The sequence below is a fragment of the Actibacterium atlanticum genome (genome assembly GCF_000671395.1).
Classification (GTDB): Bacteria; Pseudomonadota; Alphaproteobacteria; order Rhodobacterales; family Rhodobacteraceae; genus Actibacterium_D; species Actibacterium_D atlanticum.
The window spans coordinates 133,531-153,121 of sequence record NZ_AQQY01000006.1; the positions used below are offsets into that span (position 1 = coordinate 133,531).

At 60.4% G+C, this 19,591-nt stretch carries 17 protein-coding genes, 1 tRNA gene and 1 other RNA gene; 7 read left to right on the plus strand and 12 right to left on the minus strand.

Annotation, left to right across the window (positions count from 1 at the left end; all coding sequences use genetic code 11):
- Positions 1-12 precede the first annotated feature (12 nt).
- The 4 genes from ATO10_RS10590 to ATO10_RS10605 are packed head-to-tail and all read right to left on the minus strand — an operon-like array spanning position 13 to position 4,207.
- A complete protein-coding gene (locus tag ATO10_RS10590) occupies positions 13-1,113 on the minus strand; it encodes an acetoin dehydrogenase dihydrolipoyllysine-residue acetyltransferase subunit (protein ID WP_035251270.1) in 1,101 nt (366 codons plus the stop codon).
- A complete protein-coding gene (locus ATO10_RS10595; RefSeq protein WP_035251272.1) occupies positions 1,110-2,141 on the minus strand; it encodes an alpha-ketoacid dehydrogenase subunit beta in 1,032 nt (343 codons plus the stop codon). The genes ATO10_RS10590 and ATO10_RS10595 overlap by 4 nt, the downstream gene beginning before the upstream one ends.
- A gap of 28 nt (positions 2,142-2,169) precedes the next feature.
- Positions 2,170-3,150 carry a thiamine pyrophosphate-dependent dehydrogenase E1 component subunit alpha gene (locus ATO10_RS10600; RefSeq protein ID WP_035251274.1) on the minus strand — a complete coding sequence of 327 codons (981 nt, stop codon included), beginning with the start codon at positions 3,148-3,150 and terminating at the stop codon, positions 2,170-2,172.
- Positions 3,151-3,166: 16 nt separating this feature from the next.
- Positions 3,167-4,207 (minus strand): ATP-NAD kinase family protein, encoded by a 1,041-nt coding sequence (locus tag ATO10_RS10605; protein WP_035251276.1) that lies wholly within the window; start codon positions 4,205-4,207, stop codon positions 3,167-3,169.
- Between the two features lie 153 nt (positions 4,208-4,360).
- Between ATO10_RS10605 and ATO10_RS10610 the strand changes: the two genes are divergently transcribed.
- A complete protein-coding gene (locus ATO10_RS10610) occupies positions 4,361-5,653 on the plus strand; it encodes an RNA polymerase factor sigma-54 (protein ID WP_035251278.1) in 1,293 nt (430 codons plus the stop codon).
- Positions 5,654-5,671: 18 nt separating this feature from the next.
- Here ATO10_RS10610 and ATO10_RS10615 read toward each other — a convergent pair.
- The 8 genes from ATO10_RS10615 to ATO10_RS10650 form a co-directional block, all read right to left on the minus strand.
- A tRNA-Ser gene (locus tag ATO10_RS10615) sits at positions 5,672-5,761 on the minus strand.
- A gap of 46 nt (positions 5,762-5,807) precedes the next feature.
- Positions 5,808-6,644: an endonuclease/exonuclease/phosphatase family protein gene (locus ATO10_RS10620; protein ID WP_035251280.1), complete on the minus strand. Its 837-nt coding sequence runs from the start codon at positions 6,642-6,644 to the stop codon at positions 5,808-5,810.
- Positions 6,645-6,718: 74 nt separating this feature from the next.
- Positions 6,719-9,172, minus strand: a complete 2,454-nt coding sequence (locus ATO10_RS10625) for a DUF3772 domain-containing protein (RefSeq protein WP_051598085.1) — start codon at positions 9,170-9,172, stop codon at positions 6,719-6,721.
- Positions 9,169-10,200, minus strand: coding sequence for a cysteine synthase A (locus ATO10_RS10630; RefSeq protein ID WP_035251282.1), 1,032 nt, complete (start codon positions 10,198-10,200; stop codon positions 9,169-9,171). Before ATO10_RS10630 ends, ATO10_RS10625 begins: the two co-directional genes overlap by 4 nt.
- A gap of 53 nt (positions 10,201-10,253) precedes the next feature.
- Positions 10,254-11,378, minus strand: coding sequence for an NUDIX domain-containing protein (locus ATO10_RS10635; protein ID WP_035251284.1), 1,125 nt, complete (start codon positions 11,376-11,378; stop codon positions 10,254-10,256).
- A gap of 6 nt (positions 11,379-11,384) precedes the next feature.
- Complete coding sequence (locus ATO10_RS10640; RefSeq protein WP_035251285.1) at positions 11,385-11,828, minus strand: TrgA family protein; 444 nt, start codon at positions 11,826-11,828, stop codon at positions 11,385-11,387.
- A gap of 67 nt (positions 11,829-11,895) precedes the next feature.
- Positions 11,896-13,332: a cryptochrome/photolyase family protein gene (locus tag ATO10_RS10645; protein ID WP_051598086.1), complete on the minus strand. Its 1,437-nt coding sequence runs from the start codon at positions 13,330-13,332 to the stop codon at positions 11,896-11,898.
- Positions 13,333-13,413: 81 nt separating this feature from the next.
- Positions 13,414-14,406 (minus strand): MDR family oxidoreductase, encoded by a 993-nt coding sequence (locus tag ATO10_RS10650; RefSeq protein WP_035251287.1) that lies wholly within the window; start codon positions 14,404-14,406, stop codon positions 13,414-13,416.
- Between the two features lie 124 nt (positions 14,407-14,530).
- Between ATO10_RS10650 and ATO10_RS10655 the strand changes: the two genes are divergently transcribed.
- The 6 genes from ATO10_RS10655 (at position 14,531) to fumC (ending at position 19,566) form a co-directional block, all read left to right on the plus strand.
- Complete coding sequence (locus tag ATO10_RS10655) at positions 14,531-15,265, plus strand: FadR/GntR family transcriptional regulator (protein ID WP_035251288.1); 735 nt, start codon at positions 14,531-14,533, stop codon at positions 15,263-15,265.
- A gap of 100 nt (positions 15,266-15,365) precedes the next feature.
- Positions 15,366-15,714: a transfer-messenger RNA gene (ssrA, locus tag ATO10_RS16225) on the plus strand.
- A gap of 88 nt (positions 15,715-15,802) precedes the next feature.
- Positions 15,803-16,240, plus strand: coding sequence for an ester cyclase (locus ATO10_RS10660; protein ID WP_035251289.1), 438 nt, complete (start codon positions 15,803-15,805; stop codon positions 16,238-16,240).
- Between the two features lie 48 nt (positions 16,241-16,288).
- Complete coding sequence (gene chrA / locus ATO10_RS10665) at positions 16,289-17,563, plus strand: chromate efflux transporter (protein WP_035251290.1); 1,275 nt, start codon at positions 16,289-16,291, stop codon at positions 17,561-17,563.
- A 68-nt stretch (positions 17,564-17,631) separates the two neighbouring features.
- The gene (locus tag ATO10_RS10670) at positions 17,632-18,093 is read left to right on the plus strand and encodes an SspB family protein (protein ID WP_035251291.1); all 462 of its coding nucleotides are present in this window, start codon (positions 17,632-17,634) and stop codon (positions 18,091-18,093) included.
- An 81-nt stretch (positions 18,094-18,174) separates the two neighbouring features.
- Positions 18,175-19,566, plus strand: a complete 1,392-nt coding sequence (gene fumC / locus ATO10_RS10675) for a class II fumarate hydratase (protein WP_035251292.1) — start codon at positions 18,175-18,177, stop codon at positions 19,564-19,566.
- The last annotated feature ends 25 nt before the right edge of the window (positions 19,567-19,591 follow it).

A 19,591-nucleotide genomic window follows, 5' to 3' on the forward strand; every position in this document is an offset into this window, starting at 1 on the left:
TCGGGGGCTGGGTCAGAGCCGAGACGTAATTAGCTCATTAACCCGGTTCGCATTTTCCATCTGGACCATGTGGCCCGCGCCATCGATCACCACGACCTCGGCACCGCTGACGGCATCCGCATGGGCCACAGGGATCACCGCATCTTCGGCGCCCCAGACGACCAGCAGCGGAATATCCAGCGCTTCCAGACCTTTGGCGATATCAACAGCTTGGCTGCCACCGTCGAACAAGGCGGCTTTCAGCGCTTCCAGATAATCCTGCACGCCATCGATCCGCTTGTATTTCAGCAGGTCATCGACCATCGAGCGGTTCACAAGGCTCTTGTCTGCAAAGAGATGATGCAGCTTGGGCTTCAACTCTTTACGGCTGGCGGCGGAAACAAACCCTTCGATGTAGTCAGAGTTGATTTCGGCCCCCAAACCGGCCGAACAGATCAGCGTCAGCGAGGCGACCCGATCCGGGTGGCTGATCGCGGTTTGACCCGACACCAGACCGCCCTTGGAATGGCCCACCAGATGCGCTTTGTCGACGCCCAGATGATCCATAAAGTCGATGATGGTTGTCACCAGCTTGTCTAGACCGGGCTGATCCACGGCTTTCACCGACTGACCATGACCGGGCAGGTCCAGCGCATAGGCCGGGGCCACCTCGGACACGGCGTCAATATTGAACAGCCAGTTGTCCAGATCACCGCCAAAGCCGTGAATAAAGATCACCGGAGTACCCTCGCCGCTGCGTTCGGCATAGCGGATCTTGCCAATCGGCAGATCTGCGAACTCATAGGTCGGGCCGGTGTCTTCTTCTTCCTCGACTTCGGGCAGCTCGTAGGCGTCGACAAATGCGTCAATTTCCGCATCCGACACTTCGGCCGGCGCCATCACGCCCAGCAATGCGCGCACCGGATAGATTTCTCCATCCGAACCAACGCGCCGTCGCAGGAGGCCGCCATCGGCAGCCTCCACGACATTCGCAATCTTGTCGGTTTCGACATCCATGATCTCGTCGCCCGGACTGATCTCGGTGCCTTCTTCGACATGCCATGCCGCCAAGGTGCCTTCGCTCATCGAAAGGCCCCATTTGGGCATGAGAATGGGAATGATCAGATCGCTCATTGTGCAGCAACCTCTTGCTTGCTTGACGCCATCGTCTTGCGCACAGCGTCAGCGATGCGGTCGGGCGATGGGATATAGATATCCTCAAGCGACGGGGTGAACGGCACCGGCGCGTGCGGTGCAGTGACCATTTCAATCGGGGCTTTCAGAGCGCCAAAGGCATCCTGTGCCACCACCGACGAAATGTCCGATGCGATCGAACAGCGCGGGTTGGCTTCGTCGACACAGACCAGACGTCCGGTCTCCTCGACGCTTTCAATGACCGTATCCATATCGATCGGCGAAATCGTCCGCAGGTCGATAACCTCTACGTCGATCCCCTCTTTCTTCAGGGTCTCGGCAGCGGTCAGCGAGTTGGGCACCATCAGGCCATAGGTCACGATGGTCACATCCGAGCCTTCGCGCACCACGTTGGCTTCGCCAAACGGGATCGCATAGGGCTCTTCGGGAACATCACACTCGGAACCATAGAGGTTCTTGTGCTCCAGGAAGATCACCGGGTCATTGTCGCGGATCGCCTGGATCAGCAGACCTTTGGTGTCATACGCGTTCGAGGGGCAGACCACTTTCAGGCCCGGGATGTGGGCGAAGATCGGGGTCAGCATCTGGCTGTGCTGGGCCGCGGCGCGGAAGCCAGCACCACACATGGCGCGGATCACAACCGGGGTTTCAGCCTTGCCGCCGAACATATAGCGGAACTTGGCCGCCTGGTTGTAGATCTGGTCCAGACAAACACCCATGAAGTCGATGAACATCAGTTCTGCCACCGGGCGCAGGCCACAGGTCGCGGCACCGATGGCCGCGCCCACATAGGCGCTTTCCGACAGCGGCGTGTCGATCATCTGCTTGGGGTGCTTGGCATAGAGGCCCTTCGAGACCCCCAGAACACCGCCCCATGCATCGTCTTCACCAGCAGCGCCAGCGCCGCCAACGATGTCTTCCCCCATCATGATCACCGTGGGGTCGCGGGTCATTTCCTGATCCAGCGCCTCGTTGATCGCGTCTTTCATGCTCAATGTACGTGCCATTTCGAATTCTCCTTTCTTTTCAGACGTGTCAGTAGGACACGTACACGTCGGTGGTCAGTTCTTCGGGGGCGGGCAGCGGTGCGGCCTTGGCCTCTTCGACGGCTTCCTCGATCAGGTCCATGACCTCGGCATCGATGGCGTCCAGCTCGGCGTCGGTCAGAACACCGGCCTCGGTCACCTTGGCGCGGAAGATTTTCAGACAGTCGCGGTTGGCGCGGTTGTCTTCGTTCTCGCCGGGCGCACGATAAGTCTGTGCATCGCCCTCAAAGTGGCCAAAGAAGCGGATCATCTTGCATTCCAGCAAGGTGGGACCAGCCCCTTCACGGGCCCGTTTGACCACTTCGCCAGCAGCTTCATAGACAGCAAAGAAATCGGTGCCATCGACGGTGATGCCGGGCATCCCGAAGCCGGTGGCGCGGTCAACATAGCTGTCCGAGGCAACCGCGTAATCAACCGAGGTCGATTCCGCATAACCGTTGTTTTCGACCACGAAGATCGCCGGCAGGTTCCAGATCGCAGCCAGGTTCATCGACTCCAGCACGGTGCCCTGGTTGGATGCACCATCACCAAAGAAGGTGATGCCCACGCCATCATGGCCCAGCTTTTGTGCGGCCAACGCAGCACCGCAAACCAGCGGCGCACCGGCACCAAGGATACCGTTTGCGCCCATCATGCCTTTGGACAGGTCAGCGATATGCATCGAGCCGCCTTTACCTGCGCAGGAACCGGTCGACTTGCCATAGATCTCGGCCATCATGCCTTTGACATCCACGCCTTTGGCGATGCAGTGGCCATGACCACGGTGGGTCGAGGCGATGCGGTCATGATCCTGTAGGTGCATCATGATGCCAACGCCAGCGGCTTCCTCGCCCGCATAAAGGTGGACGAAGCCCGGGATATCGCCCCGGCCAAAATCCACATGCAGACGCTCCTCGAATTCGCGGATCGTCTTCATGCGACGATAGGCTTCCAAAAGCCCTTCTTTTTCCAGTGGGAACGGGTTGCTCATAAGGTCCTCCCTTTATCTACAGAGCTTCGTGAACTGCGGTTTGCACTTCACGGGTGAGAAGCCCGCGCTTGGCCGCGAAGGCCATGCACGCGGGCACGTTTACGGTTCTGAAAGCATCGGTTTTCAGGCGAATGCTGACGTCATCGGTTTCGCTGAAGGTCAGTTCACGCTCGCCATCCAGGGCGATGGAGCCGACCGAAACACTGGGCAAAAACAGCACATTGGGGTCCATGCGCTCGACGCCGCCAATGCCGACCTCTTCGATCAGGCCGGGGGCAATCGGGGCGATGATGCTGGCGTCGGCGCGCTCCAGAGGCACAAGCCGCACGCGGCGCCCTTCGGGGGTCTGGCGATCCAGAGGCGCCAGCAGGCCAACGATTGACGACATGCCGATCCCCTCGGGCAGACCAAAGGTGGTGAACAGGTCACGGAAGTTGGCGGTCTTCCAGATCGCCCGGGCACCAACGAACCGTTCGGCCACCACGGCCACGTCCACCAGCGCGATCTCGCGATCATCGTTCACCCGGACTTCCAACAGCTTGTTGTCCTGAAAGGCGTATTCCGGTGGCACCTGCCCTGTCACGGCCAGACCCACGGCCAAGCCGGTGATGGTAGGTTCGCGCAGTTCAGGGAAGGCGTTGTTGGTGCCGGTGGACACGCCCGCAATCGGGGTATTGCCGCTGTTGGCCACAACCACACGATTGGTCCCGTCGCCGCCCAGAACCGCAATCGCGCCAACGCCCTGTGCTGCCATCTGGCGCGCGGCCTCCGCGCTGTCATCGGCGGTGCAGGTGACCGGCATATCCAGATAGGTCACTTTCGGAAAGCGCAGCGTGCCCATGTTGTTTTCACGCGTGATGGTGCGCATCAGCTGGGTACGGATGCCACCGTTTTCGGGCATGATGACCACTTCTTCGACGCCCGCTGTCGCCAGACCGGTCAACATGCGCAATACGATATTGGCGCGATCATTGATCGGCAGGTTGCCCGCATGCGACACGATTCTACGGATGTCGCGGGCGGAAACTGGATTAGCAATTATCCCTACTTTTGACACGTGGCTCTCTCCCTTTGCCCAACCACCAAGCAACGACCGTGCCAGATGGGTTAAACGTGACAAAACCGCCTACGACCACGACCCCGTTGACAGGCAGGGAAAGGGCCGCTCACACTTAAGAAGCACCGGGATTTGGGAGGAAACCGCCGCGCCATGAGACAGGTTCAAAACCAGTCACAACAGCAAAAGATGTCGCTGACGCAGCAGATGCGCAGCTCTTTGTCCTTGTTGCAGATGGGGCCCGCGCAGATCGCCGAAACGCTCGAGGAAGAACTGCCGCGCAATCCGTTCCTGCGCCCCGTGCCTGCCCCACCCGGAGGCGGCAGTAGTGGCGGGGCGGAGCTGCCCGAATCTACCCCCGCGCAAGAGCTGTCCCACGCGCAATCCCTGCTCGCGCAAATCGCGCTGATCCGGTTTTCGCCGGACGAGGCAAAACTGGCCACCGAACTGGTCTATTGCATTGATGAACGAGGGTTTTTCGAAGATCCGCGCGATCAGATGTGCGCCTATCTGAACACCTCAGCGGCGCTGCTGGATCAGGTCGTCGCCAAGCTGCAACAAGCGGTGGAACCTGCGGGTGTTTTCACATGGTCTTTGCGCGAAAGTTTCACCGTTCAACTGCAGGCGCAAAACCGGTACGATCCGCTGATCGAAGCGCTGCTGAACCGCATCGACCTGATCGCCAAAAGTGACATCGCAGGCATCTGCGAACATTGTGGTGTCGATGCAGAAGACGCCGAAGACATGCTGGCCGATATCCGGTCGCTCTCCCCTGCCCCGCTGACACCGGTGCCCGACCTGACAATCACCGCCCGCGCGCCTGATCTGATCATGCGCCCGGATGTGGACGGGGTGATTCAGGCAATGCTGAACCCAGCGGCCCTGCCCGACCTGCTGACCGATGATGCCCTGTTCGACACGCTCAAAACCTCGGAAACCGATAGCGCCGCCCTGGCCTATTACCGCGATTGTTATCGCGGGGCGGGCGCGTTTGTGGTGGCGATGCAAAAGCGCGCCAACACATTGCTGCGGATCGGCCAGCAGATCGCCGAAACCCAGCAGGCCTATTTCCGCACCGGCCGCCCGCTGGATCGAAAGCCCCTGACCATGGGTTCCATGGCGCAGGATCTGGGCGTGAACAAAAGCACCATCAGCCGCGCGATGAACAATTGCACGATTGAATGCAGTCACGGGGTGATTGCCGCCACCGATATGTTGGTGCGCCCGATCAGCGATGACGCAGGCCAAAAGACCCGCGATCAGGCGCTCAAACGCCTGTCCCTGCTGATCCGCACCGAAGACAAGAATATGCCGCTGTCAGATCAGGCGCTGGCCGATCAGATGTGCAAGCTGAACCTTGGGATTTCGCGCCGCACCGTCGCCAAGTATCGCGCCATTCTGGGCCTGCCCAACGCAACAGAACGCCGTACGGCGGCGCGTCATTAAACCGGTCCAAAGGGGGTATGGCGGAGAGACAGGGATTCGAACCCTGGAGACGGTTTCCCGCCTACACACTTTCCAGGCGTGCGCCTTCGACCACTCGGCCACCTCTCCGTGAGGCCCCGTGTAGCCAATTTTCATAACCCTGTGCAAGAGCCGATCAGAAAACTTTGAAAGAGGCCACAAACGGCAGATGGTCCGACACCGTGTCGCGAAACTTGGCGCGGCCCATCTTTAGGGTCCAGTGCATTGGGAATAAACGCAAAGACCCCTGAATATAGCGGGTCGAATAGTTGCGCGACACGGCAAAGCCATCCAGCAGATTGGCCCGCCCGCTTTGCAGGATATGCGAATACCGGTCCTGCAAATCCCAGCTCGACACGAAATCCATAACATCATCGCCGCCCAGAAAATGGAAATTGCTGACATCGCGCCCCGGGATCATGTTGAAGTCCCCCATCAAGGCGACCATGTGCTGCTTGTAGCCCGGGGTGTTTTGCAGCGTCGTGATCCAATCACCGATCACCTCGCACTGGCTGTCGCGTTTTTGCTGATCCCCGCCCTTGCGGCCGGACTTCAGGTGGACACCAATCACCACCGCCTTAAGCCGCGCGCCGATCCGAACATCCACAGCCAGCGCCTGCCGCCCGCCCTGATACGTTCCGGCAGACCCCTGGATGAACCGCGGATTGTCGACCTTCACCCCGGGCTTGTGCAGAAAACCGATGTTCAGGTGGCTGTCGGGCTGGGGCAGCATCGTCACCGCATACTGCAGCCCCTTTTCCGCCAGTTTATCTGCCAGCCATTGAATGTGACTTTCCGGGAATACCTCAACCAAGGTAACGAAATCCGCATCCAGCAACGCCAGCCCCAGCACCTGATGCCAAGCCCGCCGACTGTCCGCAACGATCCCGGTTCCTGCCCCGCCGGGATATTTGTCATTTCCCGCCAGATTCCAGACCGCGAGACGTGCGATCGAATGATCAAAAGAGCTCATGAAATAACTCCGCCTATAAAATATAGGGGCAATATATCACAGATTCACTCAATCAAGGAGCCGCGGCCAAACCCCTATCGGTCTCCGTCCGGGTCTTCGCGGAAATCGCTGGGCAGATTGGGCGGCATTGTGGGCTGGGGCGCGGGCGCAGCGGCATCTGGCGCCGGGGCCTGCTCGCCGCGCAGCGCTTCGGGGTTACGCAGCCAGATGTCGCGCTGTGCAAACGGGATCTCAATCCCTTCCTCAGCAAAGCGCCGGGCGATTTCATGGTTCAGTTCCGACCGCACCGTCAGGCCGAAATTGATATCCGACAGCACACAGCGCACCTCGAAATCCAGACTATCCGCGCCAAAGCCGGCAAAAGACACATGCGGGGGCGGATTGACGATGACAATCGGGTGGGACTGGGCGATTTCCTCCAGCAAACCATGCACCTTGCGGGTGTCGGTGCCATAGGCCACGCCCACTTTCAGAATGATCCGCCCGGTCACGTTTGACCGGGTAAAGTTGGTCACCATCCCCGAGATCAGATCAGTGTTGGGCACGATCACATCGGTGCGGTCAAAGGTTTCAACCCGGGTAGAGCGCACCGAGATATCGCGTACCGTTCCCATCACGCCGCCGACCTCGATCCAGTCCCCCTCGGATACCGGGCGTTCAATCAGCAAGATGATCCCCGACACAAAGTTCGACACGATGTTTTGCAGACCAAAGCCGATCCCAACTGACAAGGCACCGGCGACAATCGCAACCGAGCTCAGGTCAATGCCCGTGGCCGTGATGGCAATAATCGCGGCCAGAAAGATGCCGAAATACCCGGTGCCCGATACAATCGCATTCTGCCCGCCCTTGTCGATTCCGGTCTTGGGCAGGATGGTGGCCCGCAGGGCGCCCTGAAACAGTCGGGTCAGGAAATAGAGCGCCGCAAAGATGATCGCAAAGGTCAGAAAGTCGGAGGGCGACAGGCGCGTATCACCCAGCTGAAAGCCTTCGGTGAACCGTGTCCAAAGCTCGGTCAGGTCGGCAACACGTACCCCCCAGATCAGCGCAAGCACCGGCATCGCGGCCAAGAACAACACAAAGCCGATCAACACCGGCATCAGGGCGTCCTGCACACCTTCGCCCTCGCCCATCAGCCAGCCATAGGCATCATAGACGAACCGCTGAAGCGCGGCGACAAAACCCAACAGTGCCAGCGAATGAATTGCCGGATAGGTGACAAAAACAGCCGCCTGATAATAACCAATCGCGCCGAGGATCGGGCCGACAAAGGCCACGATCATCACCGCGCGTGCAACCAGCTGAATGATGTTGTCGCGATACGGGTGGGTGTTTTCAGCATCGGTTTCATTGCGCACATGGATCGTCAAAATTTGCGCAATGCGGAACATCAAGATGCCGGCGATAATCAACAAAGGCAGGTTCAGAACGGCCAGCTCGGCGGGCTCGTACTCATCGAAATCCGCCAACCGCTGCAGGATGTACCAAAGCGCCGCAACCCCTGCCAAACCACCGGTTTCCCGACGGGCCTCGTCCATGCGGGCCTCCGACAGGGTGAACATCGGTTTGCGGAAACTGATCCGCGGGAACAACCGCCCCGCCAGCCACAGGCCCACCAAAAGGATGATCCCGGCGCCGGGGATCAACCCGGCAATCCGGGCACCGCGCAACCCCAGCAGTTCGGCCGAATAAAACGCCTCCAGCAGGGCCATCAGCCCCATCAGCGGCAGGATGATCTGCCCAATAGAGAGCACCCCGGCATAGACAGCCACGCCGCGCTGGGTGCTTTTTTGCGACAGACGTGTGGTCAGGTTGATCATCCAGACCCGGCCCCGCAGCAACAGCACACCCGCCAGCGCCAGATAGAACAGAACCGCCGGCAGGTTGCCGCGCAGGTTCGACCAGAAATCGGGGGCGGCCATGGCATCGACAGCTTCCAGCACCGCCAACCGCACCGAGCCGGTCAGCGCGCCCAGCGCCTTGGGCCAGTGCACCGGGTTCAGCGGAGTCGGCCCCAGCTGCAACAGCTCATCTGCCTGACGCGCGCGGATGATCGAGTCGATCTCGCCGATCAGCCCGTCCGCCCGGCGATAGGCTTCCTCGGCGGTCAGAACCGGGGCCTGCAAGACATCAAGCTGCGCGGTAAGCTGCGCACGGCGCGCGGTAATCTCGGGCGCCTCAGATGCGCCATCTTCGGGCGCGGCGCCTAAAACCGCGATCTGTTCGTTCAGCGTGGCAATCCGCGTGGCATTGGCATCCTGAGCTTCAAGAAACAGGCTGCGCCATCCGGCCAGTTCCTCACGCAGCTGTTCCAGTGCAAGGTTCGACGCCCGCGCGGCCAGAATCGCCTCTTCGGCGCGTTCTGCCGTGGCCGTCCACGTGACGTAATCCACCGTTTGGTCAGCCTGGGTCGGCGCCGCCTGTTCAGACCCGGCGCCGCTGACATCTGCCACCTGCGCCTGCCCCGGGGCCGCCGCCCAAAGTGACAGGCAGAGAACCGTAAAGCACAGACGCAGAAAATGGGTCACGACGCGTAAACCTCGGGCAGTTTGCGCGCATCATCCTCCAGCCACGCCGGAATCGGCAGGCCCGCTTCGCGCAGGAAATCAGGGTTGAACAGTTTCGACTGATAGCGCGTGCCATAGTCGCACAGCACCGTCACAATGGTATGACCCGGCCCCATTTCGCGCGCCATGCGCATGGCACCCGCTACGTTGATGCCCGACGAGCCGCCAAGGCACAGCCCCTCGTGTTCGGCAAGATCGAACACAACCGGCAAGGCTTCGGCGTCAGGGATGTTGAAGCACATATCGGGGGTAAACCCTTCGAGGTTGGCGGTGATCCGCCCCTGCCCGATACCTTCGGTGATCGAGCCCCCCTCGGCCTTGTGCTCGCCGGTGGTGTAATAATTGTACAGCGTCGCGCCATCGGGATCGGCCAGACCGATCTTCACGCCCTTGGGCTGCAGCGCCATGCCGACACCCGCCAATGTCCCGCCCGAGCCAACAGCGCAGATAAACCCATCCACCTTGCCGCCGGTCTGCTCCCAAATCTCGGGGCCGGTGGTTTCCACATGGGCCTGCCGATTGGCGACGTTATCAAACTGGTTGGCCCAGATCGCGCCATTTGGTTCGCTCAGCGCCAGCTCTTGGGCCAGACGCCCCGAATAGCGCACATAGTTGTTGGGGTCGCGATACGGTTTCGCAGGCACCTGCACCAATTCGGCCCCGGCCAGACGGATCATGTCCTTCTTTTCCTGGCTCTGGGTTTCAGGGATCACGATAACCGTGCGAAAGCCCATCGACGCGCCCACCAGCGCCAGACCAATGCCGGTATTGCCCGCCGTACCTTCGACAATCGTGCCACCGGGCTTCAGCAGCCCCTTTTCCACCGCGTCTTTGATGATGTAGAGCGCCGCGCGATCCTTGACCGATTGGCCCGGATTCATGAACTCGCATTTGCCCAGAATGGTACAGCCAGTGGCCTCGGAAGGGCCTTGCAGTTTCACCAACGGGGTGTTGCCAACCAGCTCGGCCAGATCATTGCGCGCGTTCATTCCCGCCTCTCCTCAATGTTGCCTTCCCTGAGTAGCGCCCGTTCGCGGTGAACTCAAGCAGATGCCCGCAGCTCTTCACGATGAAGTGCAAGCCATTGCAGCGACACCATCAGCGGAGAGTTTTCCACCTCGCCGCTTTGCAGCAGCGCCATGGCATGATCATAGCTGATAACATGGGCGCGAATGTCTTCGCCCTCAGACAGCAATCCCCCCAGCCCCGCGGCGCTGTCAGGCAGATCACACAGCGCAAGATAGGAAAAGATATACTCTGATTTCGCGCCCGGAGAGGCATAGTAACTGCCGATCCGGCGCATCTCTCCTATTTCCAGCCCGGCCTCTTCCATGGCTTCACGGCGCGCGGTCTCTTCGGTTGGCTCACCCGGCTCAATGCGCCCCGCGATCGCCTCCAATGACCAGCACTGCTGATCCCCCCGCCCAAAGGGACCCATGCGAAACTGTTCAATCAGCAACACCCGGTCGCGTACAGGGTCATAGGGCAGCACCGTCACCGCATCGGTCGACACGAACACCGCCCGATCCAAAGGCGCGCTGATCGAGCCGTCAAACTTGCGGTGACGCAGTTCGTATTCTTCGACAGAAAAGAAATGCGCATAGGCTTGGCGATGGCGGATCACCTCGACGTCTTCACGCGCAGCATGGCGACGCAGCGTGGTGGGGGCGCTTTGGCGGGCATTTACCCGCGCCGCCGCGCGCGCCCGGATCGGCAGGTATCGTTTCGCCACCGCATCCGGGGCGGACTGGCCGAAATGGCTCATTACCTCGGCAGCGGCAACATCCGCCACATCGGCCCACCGCATCTGCCAGTCTGACAGATCAAACGTGCCGCCCGGCGTAACCGCATGCTGCGGCAGCCAGACCTGCGCGGCCACCGGCCCACTTTGGGTTTCAACGGTGCGGGTCTGGGGATGATATCCCTGCCCGGCCTCATAAAACGCCAGCCGATCCAAGGCGGCCGGGGATACGTCGCGCGCCAGCAAGCCTTCGGCCCGTGCCTCGGGTGCATCGACCAACACCGGATGCCCGCGCCCGGCCACCCAGCGGGTGTCATGCCCCGGCAAAAAGGCAGGTTCCAAGGCGGGCAAAGCCCCCTCTTCGCCCAATATGCGTTGCAACAACGGTTGATGGCGCAAGGTGCCAAACAAAAAGAGGTCGGTCATAAAACATCAATTCCAGCGGTGGCTTGCCCATTCACTGAACCAAGCCGCCAGCACCGAGCCAACAAACAGGATCAACATGACCGGGACAGACGTGACAATCAGAAATCCGTAGTCAAGGATCATTGCAAACATACCCATGATCGCATCGCCCGGGCCATCATAGCGCAGCTTGGTGGCCAGACGGATCATCTCGGCCAGACAATGCCCGCCCAGCGCGAAAAACATGAACACCGCCAAGGTGCGCAACCCCGAGGTCATCGCGCTGTAATAGCCATCCCCCGCCAGCTTTCCCATCACCCGCCAGCCGCAAATCGCGCCAATCGCCGTGTTGATATAGGAAAACCAGCCCGGATCGGTGCCCTCGGGCAGTTCAAACACAAAGCTTTCCGACGCAAAGAACGCCATGAATGCAAATCCGAAGGCGGCGAAAAGTTTAGCAGCTGTCGGCATGTGCAGATCCTCTTGCGGTCAGTTCGAGGCTACTTTCCGCGCAGGCAGGCCCCGGTGCAAGGAAAAATCAGCCGTTCTTGCCGCGGAAACTGTCATAGGCCGCCAAGGCGCGGGCGCGCCCGTCTGGCAAGGTGACAACAGGTGCGGGGCGCGGTGCATCCGGCGATAGGTTCCAACTGCGCGGTACCGCCTGATAAAATCCGCTGTCCGGAGCCAACCACTTTTGCCGATAAGCCCCTGATGCATCAAACTTTTCCGCCTGCGTGTCTGGGTTGAACACCCGGAAATAGGGTGCCGCATCGGGGCCGCACCCGGCCACCCACTGCCAGCCCATCGCGTTGGCCGCGGGATCCCAGTCAATCAGGCAATCTTCGAACCAGCGCATCCCGATGCGCCAATCCGTCAACAGATGCTTGGTCAGATACGAGGCCGCGATCATCCGCGCCCGGTTGTGCATGCGCCCGGTTACATACATCTCGCGCATTGCGGCATCGACCAGATCTATCCCGGTCTGCCCGCGTTTCCAGGCGATAACCTCAGGGCGCTCTGCATCGGTGTTCCACGGGAAATCCTGCCATCCGTCGCGCCAGTTTTCCCGATTGATGCTGGGGCTGTGAAACATCAGATGCCACGCGAAGTCACGCCATGCCAGTTGCCGCAAAAAGGCCTCGGCGCCACGGGTCCCTTCGTGCAACGCCGGTTGAACCGCATGCCAGATCGTGGCCGGGCTGATTTCCCCCCACGCAAGGTACTGCGACAGGTCCGAACCGCCCCATCCTGCAAGTTCATCCCTGCGATCATTATAAACCGCCATGTCATTTTGCAAAAACGCCTGCAATCGCGCCTGCGCCGAAGCCTCTCCGACCTGCATCTGCGCGCCCACCACCGCCCGGCCGCGCTGCATATCAGCCGACAGATTCCAATCCTCCAGACGGTCTGATCGCGGCCACCTGACGGGCGTCGGCAGAACAGCGGGGGGCAATCGGGGCGGTTGCACGTCGCGCCCGCGCACGGCCCGCCAAAACGGCGTAAACACCTTATAAGCGCCGCCCGAACCGGTCTGCACATCCCACGGCTCAAACAAAAGGTTCCCAACGAAAGAGCGCGCCTCAACCCCGCTTTGGCGCAGGGCCAGTTTGACCGCACGATCCCGATCAATCGAGGTAGACGACAAATCCCGGCTCCAGAAAACGCGACAGGCCCCGGTTTCCTTGACCAGCGCCCGCAATACGTCCAAAGCCTCTCCGCGCCGCAAAATCAGACGGCTGCCGACCCCGTCCAGCGTACGTGCAAACTCGGCCAGCGCCTGCTCCAACCGGAACCGAGGCGCCGCCCCCATGTCTTCAACGTAGCTATCTAATATATATACCGGAATCACCGGCCCGCCGGATTTGCACGCCGCCGTCAAAGCGGCGTGATCCGCCAACCGCAAATCGCGGCGCAACCAAACAATAACTGCCAAAACCTTATTTACCCACGCCCCTAAACATCTGGTTCCAGTCATTTAGAGCGGCCCAGAATTCGTCAAGGATTCCGCTAGGTCATTTCAGGGCTTCGGCTTAGGTCTCCAAATTGTGGCGTTACTTTAGGCGTTCACATCCACCACAACGCGCCCTTTGACCTTGCCCTCCAGAATGTCAGCACCCAGTTGCGGCAGGTCGGCCAGAACGGCGGGTTTGATCATCGCCTCAAGCTTGTCCATCGGCAGGTCGCTGGCCACGCGTTTCCAGGCGCGCAGACGGTTGTCATATGGCTGCATCACACTGTCGATGCCCAGCAGGTTCACCCCGCGCAACAGGAACGGGATCACCGTGGCCGGCAGGTTTGCGCCGCCTGCCAAGCCCACGGCCGAAACCGAGCCACCATATTTCATCTGCCCCAGCACCCGCGCCAGCATCGGCCCGCCGACGGCGTCAACGCATCCAGCCCATGTTTCCGCCTCAAGCGGGCGTTTGGTGGTTTCAGACAGCTCTTCGCGCGGCACCACGCGGCTGATGCCCAGATCGGTCAGATAGCCTTCGGTATCCGGGCGCCCGGTGACCCCGGCAACATCATAGCCCAGGTTTGCCAAAATGGCCGTTGCAACGGATCCAACCCCACCCGCAGCCCCGGTCACCAAGACCTCGCCCTTATCGGGCGTCAGGCCGTGGTCTTCCAATGCCATCACCGCCAACATCGCGGTAAACCCCGCCGTGCCCACCGCCATCGCCTGACGCGGTGTCAAACCCTCGGGCAGCGGCACCAGCCAATCGGCCTTGACCCGCGCCTTTTGCGCATAGCCGCCCCAATGGACCTCGCCCACGCGCCAGCCGGTCAGCACCACCTTGTCGCCCGGCGCGTAGCGCGGGTCATCCGACGCCTCGACCGTGCCCGCAAAGTCGATCCCGCCCACATGCGGGTAGTTGCGCACCAACCCGCCGCCTTTGGGCGACAGGCACAGCCCGTCTTTGTAGTTCACCGTAGAATATTCCACCGCGACGGTCACATCGCCTTCGGGCAGCTGGCTGTCGTCGATCTGGGTGATATTCGCGCTGGCCACGCCTGCGTCGTCTTGGGTTAGCAGCAATGCGTTGAACATGGGGGCCCCTCCTTGGCTTTGGGTTCCCCTTTGGCGCAATTGCACGTATCAAGGGGCACGCCTTAAATGTCATACAATTAATTGTCTGACAATTAAAATCGCCAAAGTCACCGCAGGAGCGCGCATGAAAACCCAGCTGTCCCCAGACCGCGACCTGTCCGCCCAGATCGCCGAGGCGATCCGCGACGCGATCGTATCTGGCCAGCTGATCGTCGATGCGCGCCTGCCGTCCGAGGCCGAGCTTTCAGACACTTTCGGTGTGTCGCGCCCAACCGTGCGCGAGGCCCTGAAACGTCTGGCGGCGCAAAGCCTGATCCGCACCCGGCGCGGGGCAACGGGCGGCGCCTATGTGAACCGGCTGTCCTATGACGAAGCCTATGGCCAGCAGATCACCACCTCCACCCTCTTGCTCAGCATGAACGAGGTCGATTTTCACACCGCCTGCGAGGCCCGCTTTGCGATGGAGCGCGCCTGTGTGGCGCTTTCGGCCCAACGGCGCAGCGCCGATCATCTGGCCGCAATGCGGGCCGAGGTGCACCGCCAGTCGCAGCCGGGCCTGTCAGACGAAAGCTTCTGCGCCTCGGACGTGGCCTTTCACCGGGCGCTGGTCGATGGCGCCGGCAACCCGGTGCTGTCCTACCAACTGGCCGGCGCGGTTGAGGCCATGCAACCGCTGATGAACATGATCACCTACTCCGCCCGCCCGCGCGAGCAAATCATCCACCTGCACACCACCCTGACCGATGCGCTGGAAAACGGCGACGCTGCGCAGGCGGAAACCCTCCTGACCGAGCTGGAACAGATCACCCAGATGCTGGGGGAAACCACCCTGCAGGCCCGCGCCAAAGCCAAGGGTTAACCCACCCCCGCCACATCGCGTATGCATGAGATGTGCATCGGATGTGCATGCCATGTGCATCCCGCAGAACCACGGATTTCAACCTGTCTTACGCCTGCGTACGCTTGAAACCCGCCGTGGTTTCCCCTATCTCAGGTATGTCCTTCGGGACTATGGCAATAAACGCGCTCGTAATAAGCGGATCGGACCCGGGGGCGGTACCCGGCGGCTCCACCAATCATCCTTCATTTGGGGATCATGGGGCCGAAATAGGATCGACGGACGTCTAAAGGGGTTAGCTTTTGCTCGGTGAGGAACCACCGTTACCGGTCCGATTAAGCTAGTTGCAAATGACAACAAAGCTCCGGTTGCTCTGGCTGCTTAAGCAGTCCGAAAGACCGAAATTTAAGCCCTGACGCTTTGCAGCCTCAGGCGGGGTTCGCAGGCACCTGGCAACAGAAGCCTGTATTACAAAACCTTCACAAAGCGTTATCAGTTTGGAAAGGCCGCCCAGCCTATATTTGCCCTGCGCGAACCCCTTGTGGAGCAAAAAAATCCATGCAAATCAAAGCTATGCTTGAAGCCTGGTATCAACAAGTCTGGATCGAGGGGAATCTGGACGCGGTGGATATGTTCTTTAAACCTGACACCAAAGCCGCAGGATTTGTTAACGGCTTCACCGCCGGTCCTGAAGATACCAAAGAATTTGTTACGGCGGGACGCCTGTTTTTTGAACCGCTGAAGGTGGCGGTGTTGCACGTCATCCAGCAAGACAACTGGGTGTCTGCCTTGATCCAAATGGATCTGCGCCACCGCGAAAAAGGTCTTGCGATGTCTTTCACCGGGCAGGTCATGATGCGGATGGAAGGCCCTTACATTGTCGAGGCCTACAATCACTTTGACTATATCTCTTTGCTGGAACAGGCCGAACTTCTGCCGCCGGGCACAATGGAAATTTGCCTGTCTGGCCAAGCAGTTGGAATAGAGGCCGCTTGACAGAATCGCCCCCGCACGGTCTGTCCCTGACCGACAGCAACCGGGGGAATGCAGGTGGCGCAGTCGGAACTTAACGCAACGCCGGGCCTTGGCGCACTAACCCGCGTTTTTGGACGGATCGGGCTGTTGTCCTTTGGTGGACCTGCCGCGCAGATCGCCCTGATGCATCGCGAATTGGTCGAAGAACATCGCTGGCTCAGCGATGCGCAATACCTACGCGCGCTTAGCTTTTGCATGATGCTGCCCGGCCCCGAAGCCATGCAGCTTGCCACCTATGTCGGGTGGCGGCTGCGCGGTACGCTCGGCGGGCTGATCGCTGGTCTTTTGTTCGTATTACCAGGGGCTTGCGTGGTTTTGGCCCTTTCTGCAATCTATGCGGTCTACGGCAAACTGCCGGTGGTCGAGGCGCTGTTCACCGGGGTCAAAGCCACGGTGGTGGTGATTGTGTTGCAGGCGTTGATACGCCTGTCAGGCAAGGCAATGAAGGGCCGCGCGCACCTGACCACGGCGTTGTTGTCTTTTGTTAGTATATTTGTGCTCAACTTGCCCTTCCCACTGATTATCGCGCTGGCCGCGGCTTATGGGTTTTGGTCCAGCTATGGCACGGCGGCAGATGTGCCGCCACAAGGCCGGCCGCGCACGCTGCGCACGGTGATGATATGGGCAGCAATCTGGCTGTTGCCCGTGGCGGCCTTGCTGCTGTGGGGGCCCGACCCCCTGCCGCAGATCGCGGTGTTCTTTTCCAAGCTGGCGGTGGTGACCTTTGGCGGCGCCTACGCGGTTTTGGCATATATGACGCAAGCGGCAGTGTCGGATCACGGCTGGCTGACAACCGCACAGATGATGGACGGGCTGGGCCTTGCCGAAACCACGCCCGGACCCTTGATTCTGGTGACCCAGTTCGTCGGTTTTATCGCCGCATTTTCCGGGGGCTGGGGCATGGCGCTGGCCGGTGCTTTGGTCACGCTTTGGGTTACCTTTACCCCCTGTTTTTTATGGATATTCGCAGGTGCCCCTTACATTGACCGGCTGGCCGCGCAGCCGCGCCTTTCGGGCGCCTTGGCCTTTGTGACAGCTGCCGTTGTCGGGGTGATTGCAAACCTGTCCCTGTGGTTTGCGATCCATGTGCTGTTTGGCGATGTCGGCCAGTTATCCGCCGGCCCCGTGACGCTGATCTGGCCGGTTTGGAGCAGCCTGCAAACGCCGGTTGTCGTGCTGACCCTCTGCGCTGCAGCGATGCTTTTGTGGCGGCGATTGTCGCTTCTGCCGGTGCTGGCAATAATGGCCGTATTGGGCGCAGCCAGCGGCATGATCGCAAATTGAACACCGCCTCTTCACTTAAGCGACGAATCCCCTATGCTGACACCGAGTTCGACTGGTAGGGAGCACCCGTGTCTGAGCATATCGAATATGGTCAATTGATGCACAGCGCCATGCGGGGTCTGATCCGCAAGGTTCTGACCGATGTGGCACAAAACGGCCTGCCCGGAGAGCATCATTTCTTCATCACCTTTGACACCACCGACCCGGACGCGGCGCTGGCAGATTGGCTGCGCGAACGCTACCCCGAAGAAATGACCGTGGTGATCCAGCATTGGTTCGAAAACCTTGAGGTGGATGAAGACGGGTTCTCGATCACGCTGAACTTCGGCAACAGCCCGGAACCGCTGTATATCCCGCTGGACGCGATCCGCACTTTTGTCGACCCGTCGGTCGAGTTTGGCCTGCGATTCGAAACGCAGGATGAGGACGACGAAGACGAGGAAGAACTGGAAGAACTGTCCGAAGACAACACGGAAGAGGCTCCAAAAGCCGACGCCGAGGTTGTCAGCCTCGATCAGTTTCGGAAATAGCGCTAACGCCCCCCACCCAAGATTGTATTGCCATGCCGCTGGCATTAAACGGTATGCAAACGCATGCCGGAGGAGAGAAACATGACAGATACCCGCACTGAAACCGACAGCTTTGGCCCGCTGGAAGTTCCCACCGACAAGTATTGGGGCGCACAGACGCAGCGCTCGATCATGAACTTCCCCATTGGCTGGGAAAAACAGCCCGTCGCCATCGTACGCGCGCTGGGTGTGATCAAAAAAGCCTGCGCCATGGCCAACAAGGAAAGCGGCAAACTGGACGCGAAACTGGCCGACGCTATCATTCAGGCCGCGGGCGAAGTTTTTGAGGGCAAGTTTGACGACAACTTCCCGCTGGTTGTCTGGCAGACCGGCTCGGGCACCCAGTCGAACATGAACTCCAACGAGGTCATCGCCAACCGCGCGATCGAAATTCTGGGCGGCGTGATCGGCTCCAAGGATCCGGTCCACCCGAACGACCACTGCAACATGGGTCAGTCCTCCAACGACACCTTCCCCACCGCGATGCACATTGGTGCTGCGATGATGGTGCGCGACACGCTGCTGCCCGGCCTGACCAAACTGGCCGAGGGTCTGGAAGCCAAATCCGAAGAGTTCAAAGACATCATCAAGATCGGCCGGACCCACACTCAGGACGCGACCCCGCTGACCCTGGGTCAGGAATTCAGCGGCTATGCCCACATGATCCGTCAGGGCATCGCCCGCGTTGAGGCCGCCCTGCCCGGCATCTATGAGCTGGCCCAAGGCGGCACCGCCGTTGGCACCGGTCTGAACACGGCCCCCGGCTGGGGCGAAACCGTCGCGGCGAACATGGCTGAAATCACCGGCCTGCCGTTTGTGACCGCCCCCAACAAATTCGAAGCCCTGTCAGCCCATGACGCGATGGTCTTTATGTCGGGCGCGTTGGCCACGGTTGCTGGCTCGATGTACAAAATCGCCAACGACATCCGCTTCCTGGGCTCGGGCCCGCGTTCGGGTCTGGGCGAGCTGATCCTGCCGGAAAACGAGCCGGGCAGCTCGATCATGCCGGGTAAGGTGAACCCGACCCAGGCCGAGGCCATGACCCAGGTCGCCGCGCACGTCATGGGCAACAATGCCGCCATGACTTTCGCCGGGTCGCAGGGCCATTTTGAGCTGAACGTCTACAACCCGATGATGTCCTACAACCTGCTGCAGTCCATGCAGCTTCTGGGCGACGTCGCCGACAGCTTCACCGAGCGTATGCTGAACGGCATCAAAGCCAACGAGCCGCGTATCGACAAGCTGATGAAAGAGAGCCTGATGCTGGTCACCGCTCTGGCCCCGACCATCGGCTATGACAACGCCACCAAGGTTGCCAAGACCGCGCACAAAAACGGCACGACCCTGAAAGAAGAGGCCATCGCGCTTGGTTTCGTGGACGAGAAAACCTTTGACGAGGTTGTCCGCCCCGAGCTGATGATCGGCCCCAAATAAGCCGGGTCAAACCCCATCCAAAGGG